General features: G+C 69.4%; 25 protein-coding genes. 12 read left to right on the top strand and 13 right to left on the bottom strand.

Annotated elements, in window-relative coordinates:
• Positions 1 to 484 precede the first annotated feature (484 nt).
• From ACOCEP_RS04690 to secA, 3 genes are all read left to right on the top strand, one after another.
• The gene (locus tag ACOCEP_RS04690; protein ID WP_482335941.1) at positions 485 to 1123 is read left to right on the top strand and encodes a ComF family protein; all 639 of its coding nucleotides are present in this window, start codon (positions 485 to 487) and stop codon (positions 1121 to 1123) included.
• Positions 1124 to 1675: 552 nt separating this feature from the next.
• Entirely contained in the window at positions 1676 to 2365 is a 690-nt protein-coding gene (hpf, locus tag ACOCEP_RS04685) for a ribosome hibernation-promoting factor, HPF/YfiA family (protein ID WP_007028981.1), read from the top strand.
• Positions 2366 to 2596: 231 nt separating this feature from the next.
• A complete protein-coding gene (secA, locus tag ACOCEP_RS04680) occupies positions 2597 to 5428 on the top strand; it encodes a preprotein translocase subunit SecA (RefSeq protein WP_482335940.1) in 2832 nt (943 codons plus the stop codon).
• A 67-nt stretch (positions 5429 to 5495) separates the two neighbouring features.
• Here the strand turns inward: secA and ACOCEP_RS04675 are convergent, their stop codons facing one another.
• Entirely contained in the window at positions 5496 to 5999 is a 504-nt protein-coding gene (locus tag ACOCEP_RS04675; RefSeq protein WP_482335939.1) for an Rv3235 family protein, read from the bottom strand.
• Positions 6000 to 6110: 111 nt separating this feature from the next.
• On the opposite strand from ACOCEP_RS04675, the gene ACOCEP_RS04670 reads away from it, so the two are divergent.
• Positions 6111 to 6515: an HAD-IA family hydrolase gene (locus ACOCEP_RS04670; RefSeq protein ID WP_482335938.1), complete on the top strand. Its 405-nt coding sequence runs from the start codon at positions 6111 to 6113 to the stop codon at positions 6513 to 6515.
• On the opposite strand, the gene ACOCEP_RS04665 is transcribed toward ACOCEP_RS04670, so the two are convergent.
• Positions 6490 to 7269: a TrmH family RNA methyltransferase gene (locus ACOCEP_RS04665; protein WP_482335937.1), complete on the bottom strand. Its 780-nt coding sequence runs from the start codon at positions 7267 to 7269 to the stop codon at positions 6490 to 6492. The two genes, ACOCEP_RS04670 and ACOCEP_RS04665, sit on opposite strands and share 26 nt — an antisense overlap.
• A 34-nt stretch (positions 7270 to 7303) precedes the next feature.
• Between ACOCEP_RS04665 and ACOCEP_RS04660 the strand changes: the two genes are divergently transcribed.
• Together ACOCEP_RS04660 and ACOCEP_RS04655 are read left to right on the top strand one after the other, a co-directional pair.
• Positions 7304 to 8710 (top strand): WS/DGAT/MGAT family O-acyltransferase, encoded by a 1407-nt coding sequence (locus tag ACOCEP_RS04660; protein WP_482335936.1) that lies wholly within the window; start codon positions 7304 to 7306, stop codon positions 8708 to 8710.
• Entirely contained in the window at positions 8707 to 9198 is a 492-nt protein-coding gene (locus ACOCEP_RS04655; protein WP_482335935.1) for a DUF6912 family protein, read from the top strand. The genes ACOCEP_RS04660 and ACOCEP_RS04655 overlap by 4 nt, the downstream gene beginning before the upstream one ends.
• 71 nt (positions 9199 to 9269) lie before the next feature.
• On the opposite strand, the gene ACOCEP_RS04650 is transcribed toward ACOCEP_RS04655, so the two are convergent.
• The 4 genes from ACOCEP_RS04650 to rsgA form a co-directional block, all read right to left on the bottom strand.
• The gene (locus ACOCEP_RS04650; protein ID WP_482335934.1) at positions 9270 to 10154 is read right to left on the bottom strand and encodes an NAD-dependent epimerase/dehydratase family protein; all 885 of its coding nucleotides are present in this window, start codon (positions 10152 to 10154) and stop codon (positions 9270 to 9272) included.
• Positions 10155 to 10213: 59 nt separating this feature from the next.
• Positions 10214 to 11008, bottom strand: a complete 795-nt coding sequence (locus tag ACOCEP_RS04645) for an SCO4651 family lipoprotein (RefSeq protein WP_482335932.1) — start codon at positions 11006 to 11008, stop codon at positions 10214 to 10216.
• Positions 11009 to 11077: 69 nt separating this feature from the next.
• Positions 11078 to 11749, bottom strand: a complete 672-nt coding sequence (locus tag ACOCEP_RS04640) for an SCO4651 family lipoprotein (RefSeq protein WP_482335931.1) — start codon at positions 11747 to 11749, stop codon at positions 11078 to 11080.
• 123 nt (positions 11750 to 11872) lie between these two features.
• The gene (rsgA, locus tag ACOCEP_RS04635) at positions 11873 to 12883 is read right to left on the bottom strand and encodes a ribosome small subunit-dependent GTPase A (protein WP_192743372.1); all 1011 of its coding nucleotides are present in this window, start codon (positions 12881 to 12883) and stop codon (positions 11873 to 11875) included.
• Positions 12884 to 12984: 101 nt separating this feature from the next.
• Here rsgA and ACOCEP_RS04630 point away from each other — a divergent pair, with 101 nt between their 5' ends.
• Positions 12985 to 13743 carry an SOS response-associated peptidase gene (locus ACOCEP_RS04630; protein ID WP_482335930.1) on the top strand — a complete coding sequence of 253 codons (759 nt, stop codon included), beginning with the start codon at positions 12985 to 12987 and terminating at the stop codon, positions 13741 to 13743.
• Positions 13740 to 14348, top strand: a complete 609-nt coding sequence (locus tag ACOCEP_RS04625; RefSeq protein ID WP_478235211.1) for an alpha/beta hydrolase family protein — start codon at positions 13740 to 13742, stop codon at positions 14346 to 14348. The genes ACOCEP_RS04630 and ACOCEP_RS04625 overlap by 4 nt, the downstream gene beginning before the upstream one ends.
• Here the strand turns inward: ACOCEP_RS04625 and ACOCEP_RS04620 are convergent.
• Entirely contained in the window at positions 14298 to 14861 is a 564-nt protein-coding gene (locus tag ACOCEP_RS04620) for a hypothetical protein (protein ID WP_482335929.1), read from the bottom strand. The two genes, ACOCEP_RS04625 and ACOCEP_RS04620, sit on opposite strands and share 51 nt — an antisense overlap.
• Positions 14862 to 15045: 184 nt before the next feature.
• Positions 15046 to 15522 (bottom strand): Cys-tRNA(Pro) deacylase, encoded by a 477-nt coding sequence (gene ybaK / locus ACOCEP_RS04615; RefSeq protein WP_016337070.1) that lies wholly within the window; start codon positions 15520 to 15522, stop codon positions 15046 to 15048.
• A gap of 189 nt (positions 15523 to 15711) precedes the next feature.
• Here ybaK and ACOCEP_RS04610 point away from each other — a divergent pair, with 189 nt between their 5' ends.
• Together ACOCEP_RS04610 and rsrA are read left to right on the top strand one after the other, a co-directional pair.
• Positions 15712 to 16350: a sigma-70 family RNA polymerase sigma factor gene (locus ACOCEP_RS04610; RefSeq protein ID WP_126735738.1), complete on the top strand. Its 639-nt coding sequence runs from the start codon at positions 15712 to 15714 to the stop codon at positions 16348 to 16350.
• Entirely contained in the window at positions 16347 to 16670 is a 324-nt protein-coding gene (rsrA, locus tag ACOCEP_RS04605) for a mycothiol system anti-sigma-R factor (RefSeq protein ID WP_126735737.1), read from the top strand. Before ACOCEP_RS04610 ends, rsrA begins: the two co-directional genes overlap by 4 nt.
• A gap of 68 nt (positions 16671 to 16738) precedes the next feature.
• Here rsrA and ACOCEP_RS04600 read toward each other — a convergent pair whose 3' ends face one another.
• Positions 16739 to 16813 (bottom strand): 50S ribosomal protein bL37, encoded by a 75-nt coding sequence (locus ACOCEP_RS04600; protein WP_369299112.1) that lies wholly within the window; start codon positions 16811 to 16813, stop codon positions 16739 to 16741.
• Between the two features lie 106 nt (positions 16814 to 16919).
• Here ACOCEP_RS04600 and ACOCEP_RS04595 point away from each other — a divergent pair, with 106 nt between their 5' ends.
• Positions 16920 to 18443, top strand: a complete 1524-nt coding sequence (locus ACOCEP_RS04595; RefSeq protein WP_457959987.1) for a sensor histidine kinase — start codon at positions 16920 to 16922, stop codon at positions 18441 to 18443.
• A gap of 294 nt (positions 18444 to 18737) precedes the next feature.
• Here the strand turns inward: ACOCEP_RS04595 and ACOCEP_RS04590 are convergent, their stop codons facing one another.
• Together ACOCEP_RS04590 and ACOCEP_RS04585 are read right to left on the bottom strand one after the other, a co-directional pair.
• A complete protein-coding gene (locus ACOCEP_RS04590) occupies positions 18738 to 18992 on the bottom strand; it encodes a WhiB family transcriptional regulator (RefSeq protein ID WP_007028999.1) in 255 nt (84 codons plus the stop codon).
• Positions 18993 to 19265: 273 nt separating this feature from the next.
• Positions 19266 to 20192: a diacylglycerol/lipid kinase family protein gene (locus ACOCEP_RS04585; protein WP_482335927.1), complete on the bottom strand. Its 927-nt coding sequence runs from the start codon at positions 20190 to 20192 to the stop codon at positions 19266 to 19268.
• Between the two features lie 246 nt (positions 20193 to 20438).
• Here ACOCEP_RS04585 and ACOCEP_RS04580 point away from each other — a divergent pair, with 246 nt between their 5' ends.
• Entirely contained in the window at positions 20439 to 20978 is a 540-nt protein-coding gene (locus ACOCEP_RS04580; RefSeq protein ID WP_465420473.1) for a hypothetical protein, read from the top strand.
• 116 nt (positions 20979 to 21094) lie between these two features.
• On the opposite strand, the gene ACOCEP_RS04575 is transcribed toward ACOCEP_RS04580, so the two are convergent.
• Both ACOCEP_RS04575 and ACOCEP_RS04570 read right to left on the bottom strand, forming a co-directional pair.
• Positions 21095 to 21574 (bottom strand): GNAT family N-acetyltransferase, encoded by a 480-nt coding sequence (locus ACOCEP_RS04575; RefSeq protein ID WP_482335926.1) that lies wholly within the window; start codon positions 21572 to 21574, stop codon positions 21095 to 21097.
• Positions 21574 to 22167 (bottom strand): acid phosphatase, encoded by a 594-nt coding sequence (locus ACOCEP_RS04570; protein WP_126735732.1) that lies wholly within the window; start codon positions 22165 to 22167, stop codon positions 21574 to 21576. Before ACOCEP_RS04570 ends, ACOCEP_RS04575 begins: the two co-directional genes overlap by 1 nt.
• Between the last annotated feature and the right edge of the window lie 53 nt (positions 22168 to 22220).

The following is a 22220-nucleotide window of genomic DNA, read 5'->3' as shown; positions in this document are numbered from 1 at the left end:
ACATTGGGCGCATCGGTCCATGTCCTGAAGGCCCCCTTTGAGACGTGCAACGTCCTGAAGGAGGCCTTCAGGGCATTGCCAGGGGGGAGCAAGGGACCTTTAGTACCGCTAGCTTTCCTAGCGTCGCTAGCAAGGCAGGGGTGCGTCGGAAGGTCGGCGGCGAAACGCGGTGCGGCGGAAGGTCGGCGGCGAAGCGCGGTGCGGCGAAAGTCCGTGGCGAAGCGCGGTGCGGCGAAAGTCCGTGGCGAAGCGCACGGCGAAGGTCCGTGGCGGAGCGCACGGCGAAAGGTCCGTGAAGGCCGTGGCGAAGCGCGGCGCGGCAAGGTCCGTGGCGGACCGCGACCCGCGCGAAGGAAGCCAAAGCGCCCTTCTCCTCGATTGACTTTTTCACCACCGGCACCCTCACGGCCCAAAGTGTCCAAACCGGACCTCTCACGCCGCACCGTGACCCGGAACTGTCGGAGCCCCAGCCGACACTCATCCCATGTCCAAGCTCCTGGATCTCCTCATCCCCGCCCGCTGTGCCTCCTGCGGAGCGCCGGGCGCGCCTTGCTGCGCCACCTGTCAGACCGCTTGGGGTTCGCTCAGCGAGATCATCCGCGGCCCGACGGCCGGTCTCGTGTCCGTCTACGCCCTCGCCCCCTATGCCGACGAGGCCCGCCGCTTGATCCTCGCCTACAAGGAACGCGGCCGCCGCGACCTGGCTCCTTCGTTCGGTCGGGCGATCGCCGAAGCTCTCGCGCATCTGCCCGATCCGGAGCCGGAACCCTGCCTCGTCCCCGTCCCTTCGCGACGGTCCGCTTCGCGTGTCCGAGGTGGACCGCACGTCCGGCGCGTCGCCGAAGAATGCGTGAAAGCGCTGAGAGACAAGGGGAAGGTCGCGACAGTGGCACCTGTCCTCAGGCTGGGGTCCGGAGCCCGCGACGCCGTGGGACTCACCAGGGCCGAGCGGTCGGCGAACCTCGACGGCCGTCTTCGCCTGGTCCCGGGAGCCTGCCGGGAGAAGGTCGTTCTCCTTGACGACGTGATCACAACCGGAGCGACCGCCGCCGCTTGTACGCGTTTTTTGGACATAAGCGGAATTCACGTTTCGGCGGTGGTGGCGCTGGCCGCCGCCGGGTGAGCGGGCTGTCACCTACAAGAGTGATGAATGATCGGGAACGGGAATGGGTACACGGGCGTTGACGGGATATGAGGGACCTTCTGGGGAACACTCCGACGGCCCGCCACTCCACCGGGGTGGCGGCGGATTCCCTCGGGGCCGGCACCCTAGGCACCCTCCGCATTTTCCTGTCCGAAGGCTTGCGCCGTCCGCGTGAAAACAAATCACGGGGGCGACGCCCGACAGGCCGGATTGTCCCGCTGGCCGCACGGTCTTCGTCGCGTGCGGTGACGAGGTCTCACGTCCTGATATCCCCCGGCTCGGGGGCTGTTGCTCGCGGCGTGATGCAGCTAACGTGCAGCGCTATCAGCAATCCCGGCAGGCAGGGAGGTGACCAGCCCATGTCCCTGGCGCCGGAGCCGCGCTGAGTCCGCGCTCGGACATCCGACACGAGACGTCGTGGCCGTATGCCGAGTTCCCTCATCGCCCGCGATCCGGGCTTCGTCCCCGCATTACCGGCGCCCTAGTGAACACATCTACAGCTCGCAGTCATTTCAGCGAGGGAGGTCGTGTATGGACATCGTCGTTAAGGGCCGCAACGTGGAGGTGCCCGACCACTATCGGGCACTCGTCAGCGAAAAGCTGGCCCGGCTAGAGCGCTACGACAAGAAGGTCATCCGTTACGACGTGGAGCTCTTCCACGAGCCCAATCGCCGGCAGTCGAAGAACTGCCAGCGCGTCGAAATCACCGGTAAGGGCCGTGGCCCCGCCGTACGCGCCGAAGCGTGTGCCGGCGACTTCTACGCAGCGCTGGATTCCGCACTGAACAAGCTCGAGAACAGGTTGCGGAAGACACACGACCGCCGGCGCGTGCACTACGGCCGCAGCCGCCCGGAATCCGTCGCCGAGGCGACTTCGATGGCGGCCGCCGGTGGAATGACCACCGACACCCGACATCTGGCGGGTACCGCTGTGCTCGAAGCGCCTGAGGCCGAACCCATGGCCAACGGTTTCGCTGTCGAGAGCGGTGACTTCGAGATGCCCCAGCAGCAGCGCTGGGATGACGGGGTGACCGAACACCAGCCCGGTCGCGTCGTCCGCGAGAAGAAACACGACGCGGAGCCCATGACGGTCGACCAGGCTCTCTACGAGATGGAACTGGTCGGTCACGACTTCTATCTGTTCAACGACTCCGACGCCGGGTGCCCGAGCGTCGTCTACCGGAGGCGAGGCTTCGACTACGGCGTCATCCGGCTGAGCTAGCCGGCCCTGCGTCCAGACGGCGGCCCGCACGCGTCCCGTGCGGGCCGCCGTCATGTCCGGATCAGGCAGGACGGGCCCCCATCCGGTCAGGTACCGACCGACGGTGCGTGCGCGAACACCGAGGTGTTCCCTACGATGGGGGCGGACGGTGGCGCACCCGTGCACCACCGCGTACGAGATTGCCCGGGACCGGCTCGGGTGCGATCACAATCAGCTAGTGAGGTCGACCGGATGGTGCTGAACCGCCTGCTCCGCGCGGGCGAGGGCAAAATGGTGAAGCGGCTGCGCAACATCGCCGATCACATCAACACCCTCGAAGACGACGTCAAGGAACTTTCGGACTCCGCGCTGCGGGCCAAGACCGAAGAGTTCCGTAAACGGCACGCGGACGGCGAGTCCCTCGACGACCTCCTGCCCGAGGCCTTCGCGGTGGCGAGGGAGGCGGCCTGGCGCGTGCTCGGCCAGCGGCCCTACGACGTCCAGCTGATGGGCGGCGCCGCGCTGCACCTCGGCCAGGTGTCCGAGATGAAGACCGGTGAGGGCAAGACCCTGACCCAGGTCCTCCCCGCGTACCTGAACGCCGTCTCCGGCAAGGGCGTGCACGTCATCACGGTGAACGACTACCTCGCCAAACGTGACGCCGAGTGGATGGGCCGCATCCACCGCTTCCTCGGCCTGGAGGTCGGGGTCATCCTGGCCGACCAGACGCCCGAGGTCCGCCGCCAGCAGTACGCCGCCGACATCACGCACGGCACGAACAACGAGTTCGGCTTCGACTACCTCCGCGACAACATGGCGTGGAGCCTCGAAGACTGCGTGCAGCGCGGCCACAACTTCGCGATCGTCGACGAGGTGGACTCCATCCTCATCGACGAGGCCCGCACGCCGCTGATCATCTCCGGTCCGGCCGACCAGTCCTCGCGCTGGTACATCGAGTTCGCGCGGATGACGCCGCTGATGAAGGCGGACATCCATTACGAGGTGGACATCCGCAAGCGCACCGTCGGTGTCACCGAGAAGGGTGTCGCGTTCGTCGAGGACCAGCTCGGTATCGACAACCTCTACGAGGCCGCGAACACGCCGCTCGTCGGCTACTTGAACAACGCGCTGAAGGTCAAGGAGCTCTACAAGCGGGACAAGGACTACATCGTCCGTGACGGCGAAGTCCTCATCGTCGACGAGTTCACCGGCCGCATCCTGCACGGCCGCCGCTACAACGAGGGCATGCACCAGGCGATCGAGGCCAAGGAAGGCGTCGAGATCAAGGCCGAGAACCAGACGCTCGCCACGATCACGCTGCAGAACTACTTCCGCCTCTACGACAAGCTGTCGGGCATGACCGGTACCGCCGAGACCGAGGCGGCCGAGTTCCACCAGACCTACAAGCTGGGTGTGGTGCCGATCCCGACGAACAAGCCGATGGTCCGCGCCGACCAGGCCGACCTGATCTACAAGACCGAGCAGGCCAAGTTCGAGGCCGTCGCCGAGGACATCGCCGAGCGGCACGAGAAGGGCCAGCCGGTGCTGGTCGGCACCACGAGTGTCGAGAAGTCCGAGCACCTATCGAAGCTGCTGCTCAAGCTGGGTGTCCCGCACGAGGTCCTCAACGCCAAGCACCACGACCGGGAGGCGCTGATCGTCGCCCGCGCCGGGCGCAAGGGCGCGGTCACGGTCGCCACGAACATGGCGGGCCGCGGTACCGACATCGTGCTCGGCGGCAACCCGGACATCATCGCCGACGAGGTCCTGCGCGACCGCGGCCTCGACCCGGTGGAGCACTCCGAGGAGTACGAGGCCGCCTGGCCGAAGGTGCTCGAAGAGGTGCAGGCCGACACGAAGGTCGAGGCCGAGGAGGTCCGCGAGGCGGGCGGGCTGTACGTGCTCGGCACGGAGCGGCACGAGTCGCGCCGCATCGACAACCAGCTCCGCGGTCGTTCCGGTCGTCAGGGCGACCCGGGCGAGTCCCGGTTCTACCTTTCGCTCGGTGACGAGCTCATGCGCCGCTTCAACGCCACGATGGTCGAGCGGGTCATGACCACGATGCGGCTGCCGGACGACGTGCCGATCGAGCACAAGATGGTCTCCAAAGCGATCAAGAGCGCTCAGACGCAGGTCGAGCAGCAGAACATGGAGATCCGCAAGAACGTCCTCAAGTACGACGAGGTCATGAACGAGCAGCGCAAGGTGATCTACGCCGAGCGCCTGCGCGTCCTCGAGGGCGAGGATCTGCGCGAGCAGATCGAGCACATGCTGGTCGACGTCATCAACGCGTACGTCAACGAAGAGACCGCCACGGGCTACTCCGAGGACTGGGACCACGAGAAGCTGTGGACGGCGCTGAAGCAGCTGTACCCGGTCAAGGTCACCTGGGAAGAGCTCACCGAGGACGACGACCTCGACGCCGACAAGCTGCGTGAGGCCCTGCTCGAAGACGCTCACCGCGCGTACGACGAGCGCGAGGCCGAGATCGACGCGAAGGTCGGCGAAGGCGCGATGCGCAGCCTGGAGCGGCAGGTGATGCTCACCGTGCTCGACCGCAAGTGGCGTGAGCACCTCTACGAGATGGACTATCTCAAAGAGGGCATCGGCATGCGGGCCCTGGCCCAGCGCGACCCGGTCATCGAGTACCAGCGCGAGGGCTACGACATGTTCCGCGCGATGCTGGAGTCGCTGAAGGAGGAGGCCGTCGGCTTCCTGTTCAACCTCCAGGTCGAGCAGGCCGAGCCCACCACCCCGGCGCCGGAGTCGGCGTCCGCGTTGCCCGCCGGTGTCGGCTCCGGGAACGGCCAGGCCGCCAACGGCGACGGACGGCACGCTCGCCCGACGCCTCCGCAGGGGCCGGCGACCGACACCCAGTCCGTGCCGTCCGCCTTGCGGGGCAAGGGACTCGGTGGTGGTTCGCAGACCGGGCTGACCATGTCGGGCCCGTCCGAGGACGGCGGCGTCGAGTCGCATTCGGACAGTGCCGGCGGCGCCGGTGGCGACCAGGGCGGAACCCGCCGGGAGCGTCGCGCCACGCAGCGCGCCTCCCAGAAGAAGGGCAAGAAGGGCCCGCGTCGCTAAGAGGCTCCAAAGCGCGTGAAGGCCCCCTTCCCTCGGCTGAGCAGAGGGGAGGGGGCCTTCACGCGTATCAGGCCGCGAGCGCGGAGACCCGGCGCTGCGGCTTCAGCAGGTGGAATCGGGTGCACACCCAGCCCGACGGCGTCCGCTCGAAGCGGGCGGCCAGCGCGAGAGAGCGTCCGTTCTGCTCGACGGTCGCGCAGGCCTCGACGACGCCGTCCGCCGGATGGCCCAGGTGGACCGATTTCGGCCGGTATCCGCCCGATGGACGGCGGCGGCCGCTGTCGAGCAGCGCGCTGTGCAGCGCCGGGTCGAGGATCGGCCGCACCTGGACCGCGGGACGGCGCCCGTCGCAGGCTTCGAGGATGGTGGTCAGCAGCCTGCCGACCTGCTGCCCGTCGGGAGTGTCCGGCCGCGGCTGTGGTTCCTCCACGATCTTTTCGCCGGACAACGGCAGGTCCAGCGTGAGCTGGTTGTCCGGCGCCGCCGCCCGGTGCACCAGGCTGTCCGGCCTGCCGGCGACCCGGTACGGCGGCTCGAACGGTTCGAGCCGTCTCAGTACGTACGACTTCATCAGGTTGTCCCCCTCCGCGGCCCCTCGGCCGCGCCCAGCAACTAAGGGGCAGGCGGCTGGCCCGGCCGCGACAAGGACCGCCCGAGAGGATGAACCGGGCGGTGATCGCTTGTGTACGGTGAGCCGGTGCTGAAAGGGCTGGTCATCGACTACGTCGGGGTGCTCACGGACACCGGCGCGGACGAGCTGTACGCCTACCTGCGGGCGGCCAGGGCGCGCGGCATCAAAACGGCCTTGCTCTCGAACGCCCCCGGCGCGTCGGACGAGGCCAAACGGTCGCTCGGCCCGTTCTTCGACGCGCTCGTCTTCTCCGGTGAGGTCGGCGTGGCCAAACCCGAACGCGAGGTCTACCTGCTCACGGCGGGGCTGCTCGACCTGCCCGCCGACCGGTGCGTGTTCGTCGACGACGCCGCGCACAACGTCCGCGCCGCGGTGGCGGCCGGGATGGCGGGGGTGCACCACACGTCGGTCGAGGAGACGTTGACCGAGCTCAGCGCCCTGTTCCCGAAGCCGTAGCGCGGCGCACCAGCTCGAAGGACAGCACCGCTGCGGCGGCCGACACGTTCAGCGACTCGACCTCGCCCGGCATCGGGATCGACACCCATTCCGTCACCAGTTCGCCGACCTCGGCGCCGACGCCGTTCGTCTCCCCGCCCAGCACGAAGGCCGCGCGCTGCGGCAGCTCGACGTCGAACACCGAGCTCCGGGCGGAAGCGCCCAGCGCGAAGATCCCGTAGCCGGCTTCGGTGAGCATTTCGGCCGCCTCGCGCGCGCTGCCGCAGCGCAGCACCGGCGCGCGGAACGCGACCCCGGCCGAAGCCTTGACCACCATCGGGTCGAGCGCGGCGACCCCGCGCCGCGGTACCACGATCCCGTCCAGCCCGGCCGCGGTCGCCGAGCGCAGGATCATCCCGACGTTGGCCGGGGTGGTGATGCCGTCGAGCAGCAGCACCCGCGACGGCGGCCTGCCGTCGGACAGGGCCGCGTGCAGGGAGCGCATCCGCGGGGCGACGACGTCGGCCAGCACGCCCTGGTCCTGTTTGCCGTTGCCCGCCAGCACTTTGACCCGATGCGCGCTCGCCCGCCGCACCGGCACCCCGGCGGCCTTGGCGGCACGCTGGATTTCGGCGGCGTTCGGCCCGCGCACGGTGTCGGCGAGGATCACCTTGTCCACTTCGAGCGCCGCGTCGTCCAAGGCCTCGAGCACCGGTTTGCGCCCGTACACCGTCAGGAACCGGTCCTTCGGCGAGATCACCGACTCATCACCCACACCGGCGAGTGTCCCACTATGTAAGGATCGGCCCATGCCCGACCGCCTCTCCGCGCTGGACGCCTCGTTCCTGTACGTGGAAGACCACGCGACCCCGATGCACGTCGGCGGCGTGGCGATCTTCGAGCGGCCTCGCGACGGTTTCACCTACGAGCAGCTGCTGGATCTGATCGGGCAGCGCCTCGCCTTCCTGCCCCGGTACCGGCAGCGCGTGCTGGAGGTGCCCGGTCACCTCGCCCGGCCGGTGTGGGTCGACGACGTCGACTTCGACCTGAACTACCACGTCCGCCGGTCGGCGCTGCCGCAGCCGGGCTCCGACGGCCAGCTGTTCGATCTCGTCGCGCGGCTGATGTCGAGGCGGCTCGATCCGGGAAGGCCGCTCTGGGAGGCGTATTTCGTCGAGGGGCTCGCGGGTGACCGCGTCGCGCTGGTGACCAAGACGCATCAGTCCGTCGTGGACGGGATAGGCACCATCGAGATCGGGCAGCTGATCCTCGACGCCTCCCCGCAGGAGCCGGAACCGTACGACGACACCTGGCATCCCCGCCGGGAACCGAGCCGCACGCAGCTGATGCTCGACGCGGTCGCCGAAACCGTGCAGCGGCCGACGGAGCTGGTGGAGAACGTCCGCTCCATCGCCCACGACGCCACCGCGATGGCGGGCAAGGTCACCGAGACGGTCGGTGACGTCGCCTCGGCGCTGAAGACCATGGTGAGCCCGGCGCCGTCCGGGCCGCTCAACGTCCGCACCTCCGGCGGCCGCATGTTCGCCGTGGTCCGTACGCGGCTGGAGGATTTCCGCAAGGTCCGCGCCGCGCACGGCGGCACGGTCAACGACGTCGTGCTCGCCGCGATCACCGGCGCGCTGCGGGAATGGCTGCTCTCCCGCGGCTCGAACCTGACCGCGACGACCACCGTGCGCGCGCTGGTGCCGATGGCCGTCCGCGACGCCGAGACGGCCGAATACTCGACGCCCGCCCTGGTCGGCAACCAGGTCGACGCCTATCTGGTCGACCTCCCGGTCGGGGAGCCGAACGCGGTCCTGCGGTTGCAGCACATCGGCCACGCGATGGCGGACCACCTCGACTCGGGCCGGTCGGTCGCCGCGCGCGGGCTGCTGACGGTCGGCGGATTCGCCCCGGCGACGCTGCATTCGCTGGGCGCGCGGGCGGCCGGGTCGATGTCGGGACGTATTTTCAACGTGCTGATCACGAACTCACCGGGCCCGCAGGTGCCGCTCTACGCGGGACAGGCGAAGATGGTGGAGATGTTCCCGGTCATGCCGCTGGTGCGCAATCAGGCGCTGGCGATCGGGGTCACCTCGTATCACGGGGGTGTCTACTTCGGACTGAACGGCGATCGCAAGGCCGTGTCCGATGTGGACCTGCTCGCCGGGATGATCGAGGAATCGTTGGAAGAGCTGAAGGGTGCGCACTGGTGAGGGTCTATCTACCGGCGACGATCGCGATGCTCCGTGACCTCGAAACCTCCGGCGAGTTCCGGGCGCGGAGCGGCACGGGATTCGCGCTGACCCCGGCGCTGCGGGAGTCCTACGCCAGCGGATCCGACGAAGAGCTCGAGTACGCCGCGCTGCTCGACGCCGCGAGGGCGTCGCTCCGGCTGATCGCGGCCGAGGAGAAGCCCGAGCCGCGGCGTGTGGTGATCTCGGCCGACGTCGAGGAGGTCACGCTGCGAGCGGATCTCGACGCCGCCGTCGTCCGGCTGTCCGGGCCGGTGAAGATCGCCGACGTCGCCGCGATCCACGTCGACGCGGCCGAAGCGGCCGAGTCCGTCCAGGCCGCCGCCGCGGTGATCGACCAGGCCGATCTCGGCGATCCGGACGCCGAGTTCACCCTCGGCGACGCCGAAGACCACGAACTCGCCTGGTACGCGCCCCAAGAGCTCCCTTTCCTGCTGGAACTCCTCTAACCCCTCCCGCGTTTCGTCCTCTGGATGCGGTCCTTGCACGCGCAACTACCGCATCCAGAGGACGAAACGCGTCAGAACCAGGACGGGCCGGGCACCGGGCGTTCGGGGCGCCAGCCGGTCGCCTCGGTGAGCCGGACCGAGACGACGCGCTGTGAACGCGCCAGCACCGACATCAGGCCCAGCCGGTTCGCCAGCCACTTCGGCAGCGCGCGCGGACGGCGGACACCGGCCGCGGCCGCCATCGCCTCGCCGAGTTCCTGCTTCCGCACCGGATCCGCGGCCAGGTTGTAGACACCGCTCGGTGCCCGCAGCGCCGCGATGGCGCCCGCCGCCGCGTCGTCCGGATGGATCGCCGCGGTCCAGTCGGTCCGGCGGCCGAAGATCAGCGGCGAACCGCGCCGCGCGGCCGCCAGCATCGTCGTGGTCATCGGATCGTCGGCGACCAGGAGCCCGATCCGCAGCCGGATCGCGGTGCGCCCCTCGTCCGCCAGTTCCGCGATGTTCGCGTGCGCCGCCGTCGAAGACGCGATGTTGCCGCGCGGCTCGAGGGGCGCGTCCTCGTCCAGTTCCCGGTCGCCGCCGTCGGCGTAGACGAACGAAATCCCTTCCTGCACCACGATTCCCACCTCGTCGACCCGCCGGACGGCCTCCGCCAGGGTCCGGCTGCCGGTGATCCGCACGCGGTCGTTCTCGGCCCAGCCGGAGAGCGTCATCGCCCGCCGCGCGTCCGGGATGCGGGTCGCGACGTTGACCACGGCGTCGTGCCCGTGCAGCGCGCCCGCCAGGGAATCGACGTCGAACAGCGAACCCCGCACCGGTTTCGCGCCGGTCGCGCGGACCGCCGCGACCCGGTCCACCCCGCGGGCGAGCCCGCTCACGTCGTGGCCTTCGGCCAGCAGCCGCCGCACCAGCGGACGCCCCAGCATCCCGGTCGCCCCGATCACCATCACGCGCATGTTCGTTCCTCCCTGTCTCGCTACCCGTGGGACGAGACGTGCGCGGGGAACGTGACAGGTCAGCCCGCCGGGATCTCCCCGATCTCCTCCGGCGGTGGCGCCTGGATGTCGGCCTGCGTGCCCCATTCGCTGTAGCGGGTGACGATGCGGGCCATCGCGCTGTCCGGGGCACCCGAAGCGGCGAGGACGGGCGCGAGGTCGAGCTCGATCCGCGACGGCAGGTGCGCGTCGTCGAGCCAGATCTCCATGGGGATCTTCCCGACCTTCCCGCGCAGCTCGCCGACGGCCTCGGCCGACAGCCCGCCGGGCAGGTCTCCGCCCAGCGCGGTCAGGTCGACGTCCAGCCGGTAGTGCTCGGTGGACACCCCGTCGAGTTCGGCGTGCCCGGATTCGACGAGCGTGCCCGCCTTCCGCGCCTGATCGAGTGCGCGGACGGGGTCGTTCTGCTTCGCCAGCTGATCGAGACTGCCGCCGGCGACCTGCGAAAACGGGTCCGTGCCTTCGGGGGAGACCTTCACCCAGGGTTTTCCGCCGGGCACGTCCTCACGGGCGGCCTCCGGGACCTTGGCGAAGACGATCTTGTCGACGAGCCGGAGTTCGAGCGGCTCGCCGAGGAAGTCCGTGGTCATGGCCAGCGCGGCGGCCGTCCCCGCGACCCTCGCCTGTCCCTGGCTCTTCGACCGCATCGTGCCCGCGGTGACCTCGGTGACGAACTTCGCGGCCTTGCCGTCCATGGCGGACGTGGCCCCGTCGGCGAGCGCGCGGGCATCGGCGAACGCCACGGCCCCGCCGTCGCACGCGCCGAGCAGCGCGCCGAGTACGAGCACGACGGTGGACAGGGCCGTTCTCCGCATGAGCACCTGCTTTCAAAGGCGGCGCCCAAGCGAAACACAGCCGCGGTCCGCACCCCGATCGGGGGACGCTCAGCGGCTGTCTCCGACGGCCTCGGGCGGCGGCGCGATGATCACCACGTCGGAAGCCCAGCTTTCGTACTTCACCGTCGCCTTGCCCATGCTGACCTGCACCGGGCGTTGCTCGGCGTCCAGCCACACCTCGGCGGGGGCGCCGCCGAGATCGAGGACGTAGTGCGTCGCGGCCGTGCCGTTCACATCGGCCTGCCCGGACTTGGTGACCTTGCCGGATTTGGCGATCCGGTCGATCGTGCGGGTCGGATCCATCGTCTCGACGACGTTCGTCATCAGCGCGCCGTTGGCCGCGGAGAGCGCGTCCTTGCCGTCGGCGGTGATCTTGACCCATTCCTTGCCGGTCTTGAGCTCCTGGACCTGGGTGTCCGACAAGTGGTAGTAGAGGACGCCGTCGGCGAAGATCAGGTCCCGTTTCTCGCCGGCGATCTCCGCGACCATGGAGAACTTGCTGTTCGGCCCCTCGTAGAGCCCGGAACTGGTGACCACGACCTTGCGGCCGTCGTCGGCGGTGGTCTCGAGCGCGATCTTGGAAGAACGGGCCTTCTGCGTGCCCGCGGCGGCGGCCGAGGCCAGCTGCGCCGCGTCGTTCACCGGCGGTTTCTCCTCGCCGGAACAGCCGCCCAGCAGCAGGAGAGCGGTACAGACGGCGGCGAATCCGGTGGCACGCATGGGACTCCCTCGGGTGAATGGTCTGTACCACTACCGTAGCGCCTGTCGCGTGAATTTCCACCGTCCGATTGTCTGGGTACGTGAAGGCCCCCTTCATTGCGCTAGACGCAATGAAGGGGGCCTTCACCGATCGTCGTCGTGCCCGGCGCGGGACCCCAAAAGCCGGCGCAGCGACGTCAGCCGCTCCGCGCTCGCGTGACCTTCGGTGACCACGTCGTCGAGTGCGCAGTCCGGGTCCGAAGGCGGCCCGAGGTGCCCGCAGCCGGAGGGGCACTCCTCGGCCGCCTCGGCGAATTCCTCGAACGCCAGGACGATGTCGTCGGCGGTCACGTGGGCCAGCCCGAACGAGCGGACGCCGGGGGTGTCGACCACCCAGCCGCCGCCGGGCAGGGGGAGCGCGACCGCCGCGACGGACGTGTGTCTGCCCTTGCCGACCGCGCTGACCACGCCGGTCGCCAGCCCGGCGTCCGGCACCAGCCGGTTGACCAAAGTGGACTTGCCGACCCCGGAATGCCCGACCAGCGCGGTGAGCCTGCCCTTGAGCCGTCCGGTCAGCTCTTCCGGATGCTCGTCGTGCCGGGTGACCACGGCCGGGATGTCGAGGCCCGCGTAGCCGGCGAGGAGCTCGTCCGGGCTGGCGAGGTCGGCCTTCGTCAGACACAGGACCGGCTCGAGCCCGCCCGCGTAGCAGGCGACGAGACAGCGGTCGATGAATCCGGTGCGCGGCGGGGGATCGGCCAGCGCGGTGACGATCAGCAACTGCTCGGCGTTGGCGACGACCACCCGTTCGAAGGGGTCGGTGTCGTCCGCGGTGCGGCGCAGCACGCTGGAGCGTTCGTCCACCCGGATGATGCGGGCGAGGGTGTCCGGTTTCCCGCTCACGTCGCCGACGATGCCGACGGTGTCGCCGACGACGACCGGGACCCGGCCCAGCTCGCGGGCCCGCATCGCGGTGACGACCCGGTCCGGATCGGAGTCGATCGCGCAGGTCCAGCGGCCGCGGTCCTTGCCGATGACCATCGCGGTGGAGGCGTCCGCGTGTTCGGGGCGGCGTTTGCTGCGCGGCCTGGTGCCCTTGCCGGGACGGATCCGCACGTCGGATTCGTCCAGCCTGCGCCAGTCCTTGCCAGCCAAACCGCCTCCTGCTCTTCGCATACCGCGGGACAATGATCCCATGCTGCTCGCCAACGCCTCGTCAGCGTGTAACGATGGCTGTCGATCAGGGAGGTTTACGCATGTGCGGGCGTTATGCCGCGACCAAGGACCCGGCGGCGCTGATCGACGAGTTCGCCGCGGTGGACCTGACCGAGGGCCGGGTCCGGACCGACCACAACGTGGCGCCGACCAAGGTCGTGCCCACCGTCGTGCAGCGGCATCCGCGTGACGCGGACGGCGCGGTGCTCGAAGACGAGCCCGCCGTGCGGTCGCTGCGGATGATGCGCTGGGGGCTCGTCCCGTTCTGGGCGAAGGACCCCGGGGTCGGCTCGAAGATGATCAACACGCGTGCCGAGACCGCCAAGGAGAAGCCGTCGTTCAAGAAGGCGGTTTCCGCGCGGCGCTGCCTCGTCCCCGCCGACGGCTGGTACGAGTGGCGGCGTGACGGCAAGGAGAAGCAGCCCTTCTTCATGACCGGGCCGGGCGACGGATCGCTCGCGTTCGCCGGGATCTGGGAGACCTGGCGGCCGAAGGACGACAAAGAGGCCGAACCGCTGATCACCTTCTCCGTGATCACGACCGACTCGGTCGGCAGGCTCACCGACGTCCACCACCGCATGCCGCTGCTGATGCCGCGCGAAAAGTGGGACACCTGGCTCGACCCGGATCTGGCCGACGTCACCGAACTGCTCGTCCCGCCTCCGGTGGACCTGGTCGACACGATCGAGCTGCGGCCGGTGTCCAGCCTGGTCAACAACGTCCGCAACAACGGCCCGGAGCTGGTGGACCGCGTCGAACCCGCCGCCGAGAGCTCGCTCTTCGAGCTGCCGAACTCATGACGAAGCTGGAGATCGACACCGCCTACGGCCCCGCGCGGGCCGAGCTGCACTGTGCCGAGGAAGGCGTCGCGGTGCTGATGCTCGGCCACGGCGCGGGCGGGGGGATCGGCGCGAAGGACCTGGTCGCGGTCACCCGGGCGGCGCAGGCCGCCGGTGTCCACGTCGCGCTCGTCGAGCAGCCGTACCGGGTGGCGGGCCGCCGGGCGCCCGCCCCCGCCACCCAGCTCGACACCGCCTGGCTCACCGTCGCCGACGAGATCTCCGCGCGCTTCGACGATCTTCCGCTCGTGTTCGGCGGCCGGTCGTCCGGTGCCCGCGTCGCCTGCCGGACCGCCGCGACGGGGCAGGCGGTGGCGGTGCTCTGCCTGGCCTTCCCCGAGCACCCGCCGGGCAAGCCGGAGAAGACCCGGCAGGGTGAGCTGGACGCCGTCGAGGTCCCGACCCTGGTGGTGCAGGGCGACCGGGACCCGTTCGGCCTGCCGAAGGCGGGGCCGCATCACGAGATCGTGGTGCTCAAGGGCGACCACAACCTCAGCGCGGACCTCGAAGGCGTGTCACGCGCGGCCGCCGAGTGGCTGGAGCGTGTGCTGCGGCCGCTCACCTGAGAACCGCCGCCGGGCGTAGTGCACGGTGACCGCGGCCAGCAGGGGGCCCCAGAGCAGGAGCGGCGCGTAACAAGCGGCCATGACGATGTCGTAGACCGGCGAATCCTCCCTGGTCCCCGGCGCCACCGAAGAACCGGCCTCCGCCCAGCGGACCAGCCACTGGACGCTCAGCGCGATCAGGGCGATAGCCCCCGCGGCGGCCGGGAGGATCGCCGCGAGCGGCGGGATCCGGCGGCCACGCAGCCCCGGGATCCAGCGCGGCCACACCTCACCCCACGGCCGGACCAGCCCGAGGGTGAGGAACGCGAGCGCCTCGGTCAGGAGGCTCAGGCCGAAGACGTAGGCCGTGCCCCAGCCGGGGATACCGAACTCCACCAGGCCTTGCGCGGTGAACCCGACCGGGATGCCGAGGCCCATCGCGACCCGCCAGAGCCCTGAGGGCAGGGTCACCAGCAGCGTCGCGTGGGCGGCGAGGTTCGCCCACCTCGGCACGTCGGGCACGGTCTTGGTCATTTCGTCGCTCCCAGGAGTCGTCGTTCGCCTGCCGACGACGATTCCCGAGTGCGGCCGGGTGATCTTCCCGCTCCGGACCGACTCCGCTCCCTCGCGAGGGTGAGCCCCCGCCCGCGTTTCGTCCTCTAGTTGCGGTCCTTGCGCGTGCAACTACCGCAACTAGAGGACGAAACGCGGGGAGTGGTCAGCCGGCGATAGGGGCGACCACGGCGCCGGTGAGCCGCGCCAGGTCGCCGGGCGCGAGTTCGACCTCCAGCCCGCGCCGCCCCGCCGAGCAGTGCACGGTCTCGAACTTCTCCGCCGACGAATCGATCACCACCGGCAGCCTGCTCCGGTGCCCGAGCGGCGAGATCCCGCCGAGCACGTATCCCGTCGCGCGCTGCGCGGCGGCGGGGTCGGCCATCTTCGCCTTCTTCCCGCCCGCGGCGGCCGCCAGCGCCTTCAGATCCAGCTGGCCGGTGACCGGGACCACACCGACGGTCAGTTTCCCGTCGACCTCGGCGACCAGTGTCTTGAACACGCGCGCGGGGTCGAGCCCCAGCGCTTCGACGGCTTCGAGGCCGTACGACTCGGCCCGCGGGTCGTGGTCGTAGGCGTGCAGAACATGCGCCACTTTCTGCTTCGCCAGCAGCGCCGTCGCCGGGGTTCCCTTGCCTGCCATGGGCGAAGTCTACGAGCGGGCGGGAATGCCCGAATGGGCGTCGCTGTTGAAAGCCACGTGTCCACCACACTCGAAGCTCCCCGAATCCTGATCCCGCGCACGCCGGGCGGCCAGGTGATCCGTCCGCGCGTAAACTCGACGACGTCTCATGCGCACAAGCGCATCGACGCCGATCGGGAAGGGAACGGTTTGCCGAGCACGCAGAATCCCGCGCCGGACACGGGCACGGACGCCGAAGAGGCGGCCGCGCGGGCCGAGCGCTTCGAGCGGGACGCGATGCCCCTGCTCGACCAGCTGTACTCGGCCGCCATGCGGATGACCCGGAATCCCGCCGACGCGGAGGACCTCGTCCAGGAGACGTACCTGAAGGCGTACGCGGCCTTCGCGTCTTTCAAGGCGGGCACGAACCTCAAGGCGTGGATGTACCGCATCCTCACGAACACCTACATCAACGGCTATCGCAAGCGTCAGCGCCAGCCGGTGCAGCAGCCCACCGAGGAGATCACCGACTGGCAGATCGCCAAGGCGGAGAGTCACACCTCCAGCGGGCTGCGCTCGGCCGAGGTCGAGGCGATGGACAACCTGCCCGACGCCGATGTCAAGGAAGCGCTGCAGAAGCTGCCCGAGGAGTTCCGCCTCGCGGTCTACCTCGCCGATGTCGAAGGTTTCGCGTACAAGGAGATCGCCGAGATCATGGACACGCCCATCGGCACCGTGATGTCCCGGCTGCACCGCGGCCGCGCCCAGCTCCGTGACCTGCTCGCCGACGTCGCCCGCGAGCGGGGCTTCATCCGCTCGGGCAAACAGCAGGAGGTGGCGGGGCGATGACCGAGGACTACTGCGCCGGCGCGGACGACAAGGTCAGGTGCGAGGAGGCCCTCGCCGACATCTACCTGCTGCTGGACAAGGAGTGCAGCGCCGAGCGTGACGCCGCCCTGCGCAAGCACATCGAGGACTGCCCGCCGTGCCTCGAGGAATACGGCATCGACGAGCACATCAAGCAGCTCCTCGCCCGCAAGTGCGGCGGTGACCACGCGCCGGACGACCTCAAGTCCCGGCTGCGGGCCTCGATCCGCCAGACCGTGCAGACCAAGGGCTCGCTGACCATCGAGCGCACCGAGGTCAAGATCGAGCAGACCTTCGAGTAAGCGGCTCAGGACACACGAAGGCCCCCGTACCGGATCGGTGCGGGGGCCTTCGCCGTCTGATCGAATGATCAGGAGTTGGGCTTCTTGCCGTGGTTCGCGCCGTTCTTCTTACGGTCGCGACGCTTGCGGGCGCGCTTCGACATGTTTCACTCCTCGTCCGAGTGGCCCTCGCGGGGTGATACGACACCGCTGGGCCAGGGTCAACCTCTCCAGTGTGTCATGCGGCCCTCACCCTGCTTGGATGGGGACGTGTCCACCCTTTCCGATCTGCTCGCGGAGAACACCGGTCTGTCCGGTGAGGCCGCGGACCATCTCCAGACCGTGGTCGCCGAATGGCAGCTCCTTGCCGACCTGTCCTTCGCCGACTTCCTGCTGTGGGTCGCCGTCTCGGAGGAGTTGCAACCCGACGGCGGCGACTACGTCTGCGTCGCCCACGCACGCCCGACGACGGCGCCGACGGCCCATCCGGAGGACGTCGTCGGCTCCCGGTTCACCGTGGACGAGCATCCTCAGCTGGCCAAGGCGAGCCGCGAGGTGCGGATCTGCCGCGAAGAGGATCCGCACTGGTACCGCGACCTGCCGATGCGCCGCGAGGCCATCCCGGTGGTGTTCGGCGGCACGGTGATCGCCGTCCTCAGCCGCGAGACCAACCTGGCGGCCTCGCGGGTGCCCAGCCCGCTCGAGATCGCGTATCTCGGCAGCGCGGGCGACCTGTGCCAGATGATCGTCGACGGCACCTTCCCCAGCCCGGGGAACCAGACGGACACCCACACCAGCCCCCGGGTCGGCGACGGCCTGATCCGCCTCGACCCGACCGGCACGGTGGTCTTCGCCAGCCCGAACGGGCTCTCGGCGTATCACCGGATGGGGCACGAGTCCGATCTCGTCGGGCAGCGCCTGGCGCCGCTGACCAGGTCGCTCATCCGTGACCCGTTCGACGCGACCGAGGTGTCGCACCGGATCATCGAGGCGCTCGACGGCAAGCCCAGCAGCCGGACGGAGGCGGATTCCCGTCGCGGTGCCGTCGTGCTGTTCCGTGCGCTTCCGTTGCGCCCCGCCGGGCAGGCCGCGGGCGCGCTGGTGCTGGTGCGCGACGTCACCGAGGTGAAACGCCGTGACCGCGCTCTCCTGTCCAAGGACGCGACCATCCGCGAGATCCACCATCGCGTGAAGAACAACCTGCAGACCGTCGCCGCGTTGCTGCGGCTCCAGTCACGACGGACCTCCAGCGAGGAGGCGCGGCTCGCGCTCGGCGAGTCCGTGCGCCGGGTCTCGTCGATCGCGATGGTGCACGAGGCGCTGTCCATCTCGGTGGACGAGCGGGTCGATCTCGACAAGCTGCTCGACAACGTCCTCCCGATGGTCGGCGAGGTCGCGACGGCGGAATCGCAGGTCGGGCTCTCCCGCACCGGCTCGTTCGGCGTCGTCGTCGCCGAGATCGCGACGCCGTTGGTGATGGTGCTGGCGGAACTCGTCCAGAACGCCATCGAGCACGCGTTCCCCGACGGACGGCCGGGCAAGGTCGAGCTCGTGGTGGAACGCTCCGCCCGCTGGCTCGACGTCGTCATCCGCGACAACGGGCGCGGGCTTCCCTCGGGTTTTTCCCTGGAACGCAGCGACGGTCTCGGGCTCCAGATCGTGCGGACCCTGGTGGAGTCGGAGCTGCGCGGATCGCTGTCGATCCGCGGGCTGCGCGGGGATTCCGAGGAGACCGGCGGGCGGCGGCTGGGAACCGAAGCGGCGCTGCGGATCCCGCTGTCGCGGCGTCTCTAATGGACTGTCGCGTTTGATCGTCCACAAGGGACAGTCTCACCCGGATACGTTTTAGGGCCGGCGCCCGAAGAGAAGTGGCGCCGGCCCTGTAACGGTTCCGCGGGAGGACTTGGGAAAAGTCCGCTGAAGCCATACCCCCGTGAGGGCGTGTCGGCCTCGCTTGTTAAGCTCAAGTCGGGTACGTGTCACCTCACGACGCACGGCCATACAGCCACTGCGCCGCAGGGTTTTCCCGAAGCTTGGGGTCTTGCTCAGTTGTGAGTAATGCGATGAAGCGTGCTGAGTCCGAAAGACTCAGGCGGAGGTACGCGTGCCGATGTGCGTACGACGGCGCTTCAGGGCCCGTCGCTCGTCCTCGCTCATCCCGCCCCAGACGCCCGCGTCCTGCCCGCTGGCCAATGCCCAGGCCAAGCAGTCGGAAGCGACGGTGCAGCGGTGGCACACGGCCTTCGCCTGCGCTACCTGCGACAGAGCAGGACCGCTGGTTCCCACGGGGAAGAACAGCTCGGGGTCCTCGTCTCGGCAGGCCGCGTCGTGGCGCCAGTCCATGTTTCTGAGCTCCTTCATAACGGCGCGGTACTCCGCGCCATAGTCGTCATGGCGGTCGTTTTTTTGGGTGCTTGTGAATGCTTTCACGAAGCACCCGTTTCGACAAGGGTTTTCTGAAGATCGGTGAGTCAGCTCACCCGGCCGAGCGACGCTTCTGACCTGCGGTTTCGTTCCGAAACGGCCTTCCGAAGGGAAGGCCGATGCGGTGAGCGGAGGTTCTGCGTCGATGAGCGGCAGTTCGTACTTTGCCGCAGGCGATCAGCGGTCCGGTCGTCAGACGATTACCGTCAGTGCTTCCGGGACGCTGAAGAACTCCACCCTCTTCCGCTGGCCGACGAGGTCGCCGTCCACCTGGAAGTTTACCGGTTCAGCAGCGTCTATGCGGATCATCGGCAGGTCATCGTGACGAAGGAGACGTCGTCCGCGTTGGTCGCTCTTCGTGAGCAATGCCTGCCGTACATGCTTGAACACGGTGGGCAATCCCAGACCGCTCAACGCGAAAAGACCCAGTCCGGTGTCGAACGAGCTCTCCGGGTTCAGGTGGACGGGACGGTTGCCCAGGTAACTCCACGGATCGGTGTTCGACACGAAAGCGGTCAGCACTTCGGTGGGCTCTTCACCCGGGATCCGGACCGTGAGGGTCGGACGGCCGAGCGGCGGCCGCAGATGCGACGCCACCGCCGCCCTCAGGTAGAGCCCCGCGGTGGTCTGCTTACCCCGCCGCTTGGCCACGCGGCCGACGACGTCGGCGTCCCAGCCGAGGCCGGCGTTGAAGGTGAACCAGTGGCCGTCGGCGATCCCGAGGCCGACCTTGCGGCTCCGGTCGTTCTCGATGGCGTTGAGGAGCTGATGGGTCGCTTCCACGGGATCGTGCGCGATCCCCAGCGCCCTGGCGAAGACGTTCGCCGAGCCGCCCGGTACGACACCGAGCATGGGGGCGCCGCCGACCTTCGCCGGATCGCCGTCGGCGTCCGCGAGCAGCCCGTTGACCACTTCGTTGACCGTGCCGTCGCCGCCGTGGGCGACCACCAGGTCGATCCCGTCGCGGGCGGCGGACCGGGCGACGGCCATCGCGTGGCCGCGGTAGTCGGTCTCCACCACGTCGAGTTTCACCTGGCTGGCCAGTGCGTGCGCCAGCACGTCACGGCCACCGGCGGTGGTCGAGGTGGCCTGGGGGTTCACGACGAGGATGGCACGCACATACCGCAGGGTAAGTGACTCCGGCCCGAAGGTGTGAGCTTCACGTGACGCGAAGCTCAGCCGCGCGGAGCGTCCTCGAGGCAGCACCGTATGGCCCTGTGGCGGGCGTCCCTCCTCACTGTCGGCTGGTGACAGCGCGTCGTGACAAGTGCACCCGGGCCGACCGCCCGCTCATCGACGACACTGCCAATTCTTCCCATGCGGCGGCGAGGGGAAACCGGCCGACCGGGTGGCATACGATCGAAAGTGCTCACGTACGGTGACCCGCCCTGGTGGAGCATCGTGTCCGGAAGCCTGGAAGGCTGTTTCGCCGTGTCCATCGCCGACAAGCTCTCGCCCGCGCCCCGTGAAGTCCGCCTCGCCGGGGCCGTCACCGCGCTGCCGGGGCTCGCCCTGATCGTGTTCGCGATCCTGCTCCTGGTCAACGGCCAGGCCGGACCGGAGAACCTCCTGGCCGAGGTCGCCTATTACCTCGTCCTCGCCGCCGGAACGCTGGCCTGCGCGGCCGGCCTGGTGATGGGGAAAACCTGGGCGAGGTCGCCCGGCGTCGTCGTCGCGCTGATCCTGGTCGGCGTCGGCTGGTACGGCGCGGGCCCGTCCGGGCAGCCGGTGTGGGGAGTGCCGCTCGCGCTGATCGGTGTCGCCGTCATCGTGCTGCTGTTCCGCCGCCCGTCGCGTGCGTGGGCGCTCGGGATGCAGGAGGGCGAAAGCGAGGAAGAAGCCGCCGAACGGGACGGCGCCGCGGGCCGCGCGGCACGTCGCGAGCGCGAGGAACGCGACTCCTGAACTCCGCACTCGCGTGCTTGAAGGCGTAACTCGCGTGATTGAGGCCGTATCTTCGAGTGTCGCCTCCAGACACGCGAGTTACGCCCCTGATCACGCGAGTTACGCCTTCGCGCTCGCTAGACCTGGGCGGCGAGTGCCTTCAGCGGTTCGTCGGTGAGGCGGTCGACCGTCCACTCGTCCATCGGCACCGCGCCGAGCGACTTGTAGAACCCCTGCGCCGGGTTCCAGTTGAGCACCGACCATTCGAGACGGGCGTAACCGCGCTCGACGCAGACCGCCGCGAGGGTGGCCAGGAGCGCCTTGCCGAGGCCGGAGCCGCGCTGCTCGGGGCGGACGTAGAGGTCCTCCAGGTAGATGCCGTGCACACCGCGCCAGGTGGAGAAGTTGAGGAACCAGAGCGCGTACCCGACGATCTCGCCGCCGACCTCGGCGACGTGCCCGAACAAGGCCGGAGCCTCGCCGAACAGTGCTGTGCGCAACTGTCCGGGGGTGAGGTGGCACTCGTCCGGGGCGCGCTCGAATTCGGCGAGGTCGTAGACGAGCTGGACGACGGCGTCCACGTCTTCTTCGCGGATACGCCGGATGCGGTCGTCCACTAGTCCTCCGTCGTGGGAAGCAGGTTGAGGTGTTCGATCTGCGGCTCGCCGCGTTCGTCGCCGAGTACCGCGACGCCGGCCGGGTCGAGTCCGAAGTGGACGCCCGCGGTCGACGGCAGGCCGATCCAGCGTGCGACCAGGACCCGGCTGAAATGCCCGTGGCCGACCAGGATCACGTCACCCTCGCCGAGCGGTTCGCGGACGCGTTCGATCAGTTTGTCCGCGCGGGCGTTGACGTCCTCCGCGCTTTCGCCGCCGGGGATCGGATGCGACCAGACCGTCCACCCGGGAACGGTCTCGCGGATCGTCGGCGTGGTGACGCCCTCGTAGTCGCCGTAGTCCCATTCGGCCAGCTCTTCGGTGACCTCGTCGACGCGCAGGCCGGCCAGCTCGGCCGTCCGCAGGGCGCGGGTGCGAGGGCTGGAGAGGACGAGCGCCGGATTGCCGCCGAGCACCGCGCGCAAGGTGCCGCCCGCCGCGCGGGCCTGCCCCTCGCCCGCCGTGGTGAGCGGGATGTCCGTGCGTCCGGTGTGCCGTCCGTTGACGGACCACTCGGTCTGACCGTGCCGGAGGAGGAAGAGCCGATGTGCCACGTTGCGAATATAGCCTGCGGTCCGGCTATGCTACTGGTGAGTAACATGGTGAG

It is taken from the genome of Amycolatopsis sp. CA-211722, from assembly GCF_056828465.1.
This window is presented reverse-complemented; position numbering and strand designations above follow the sequence as displayed.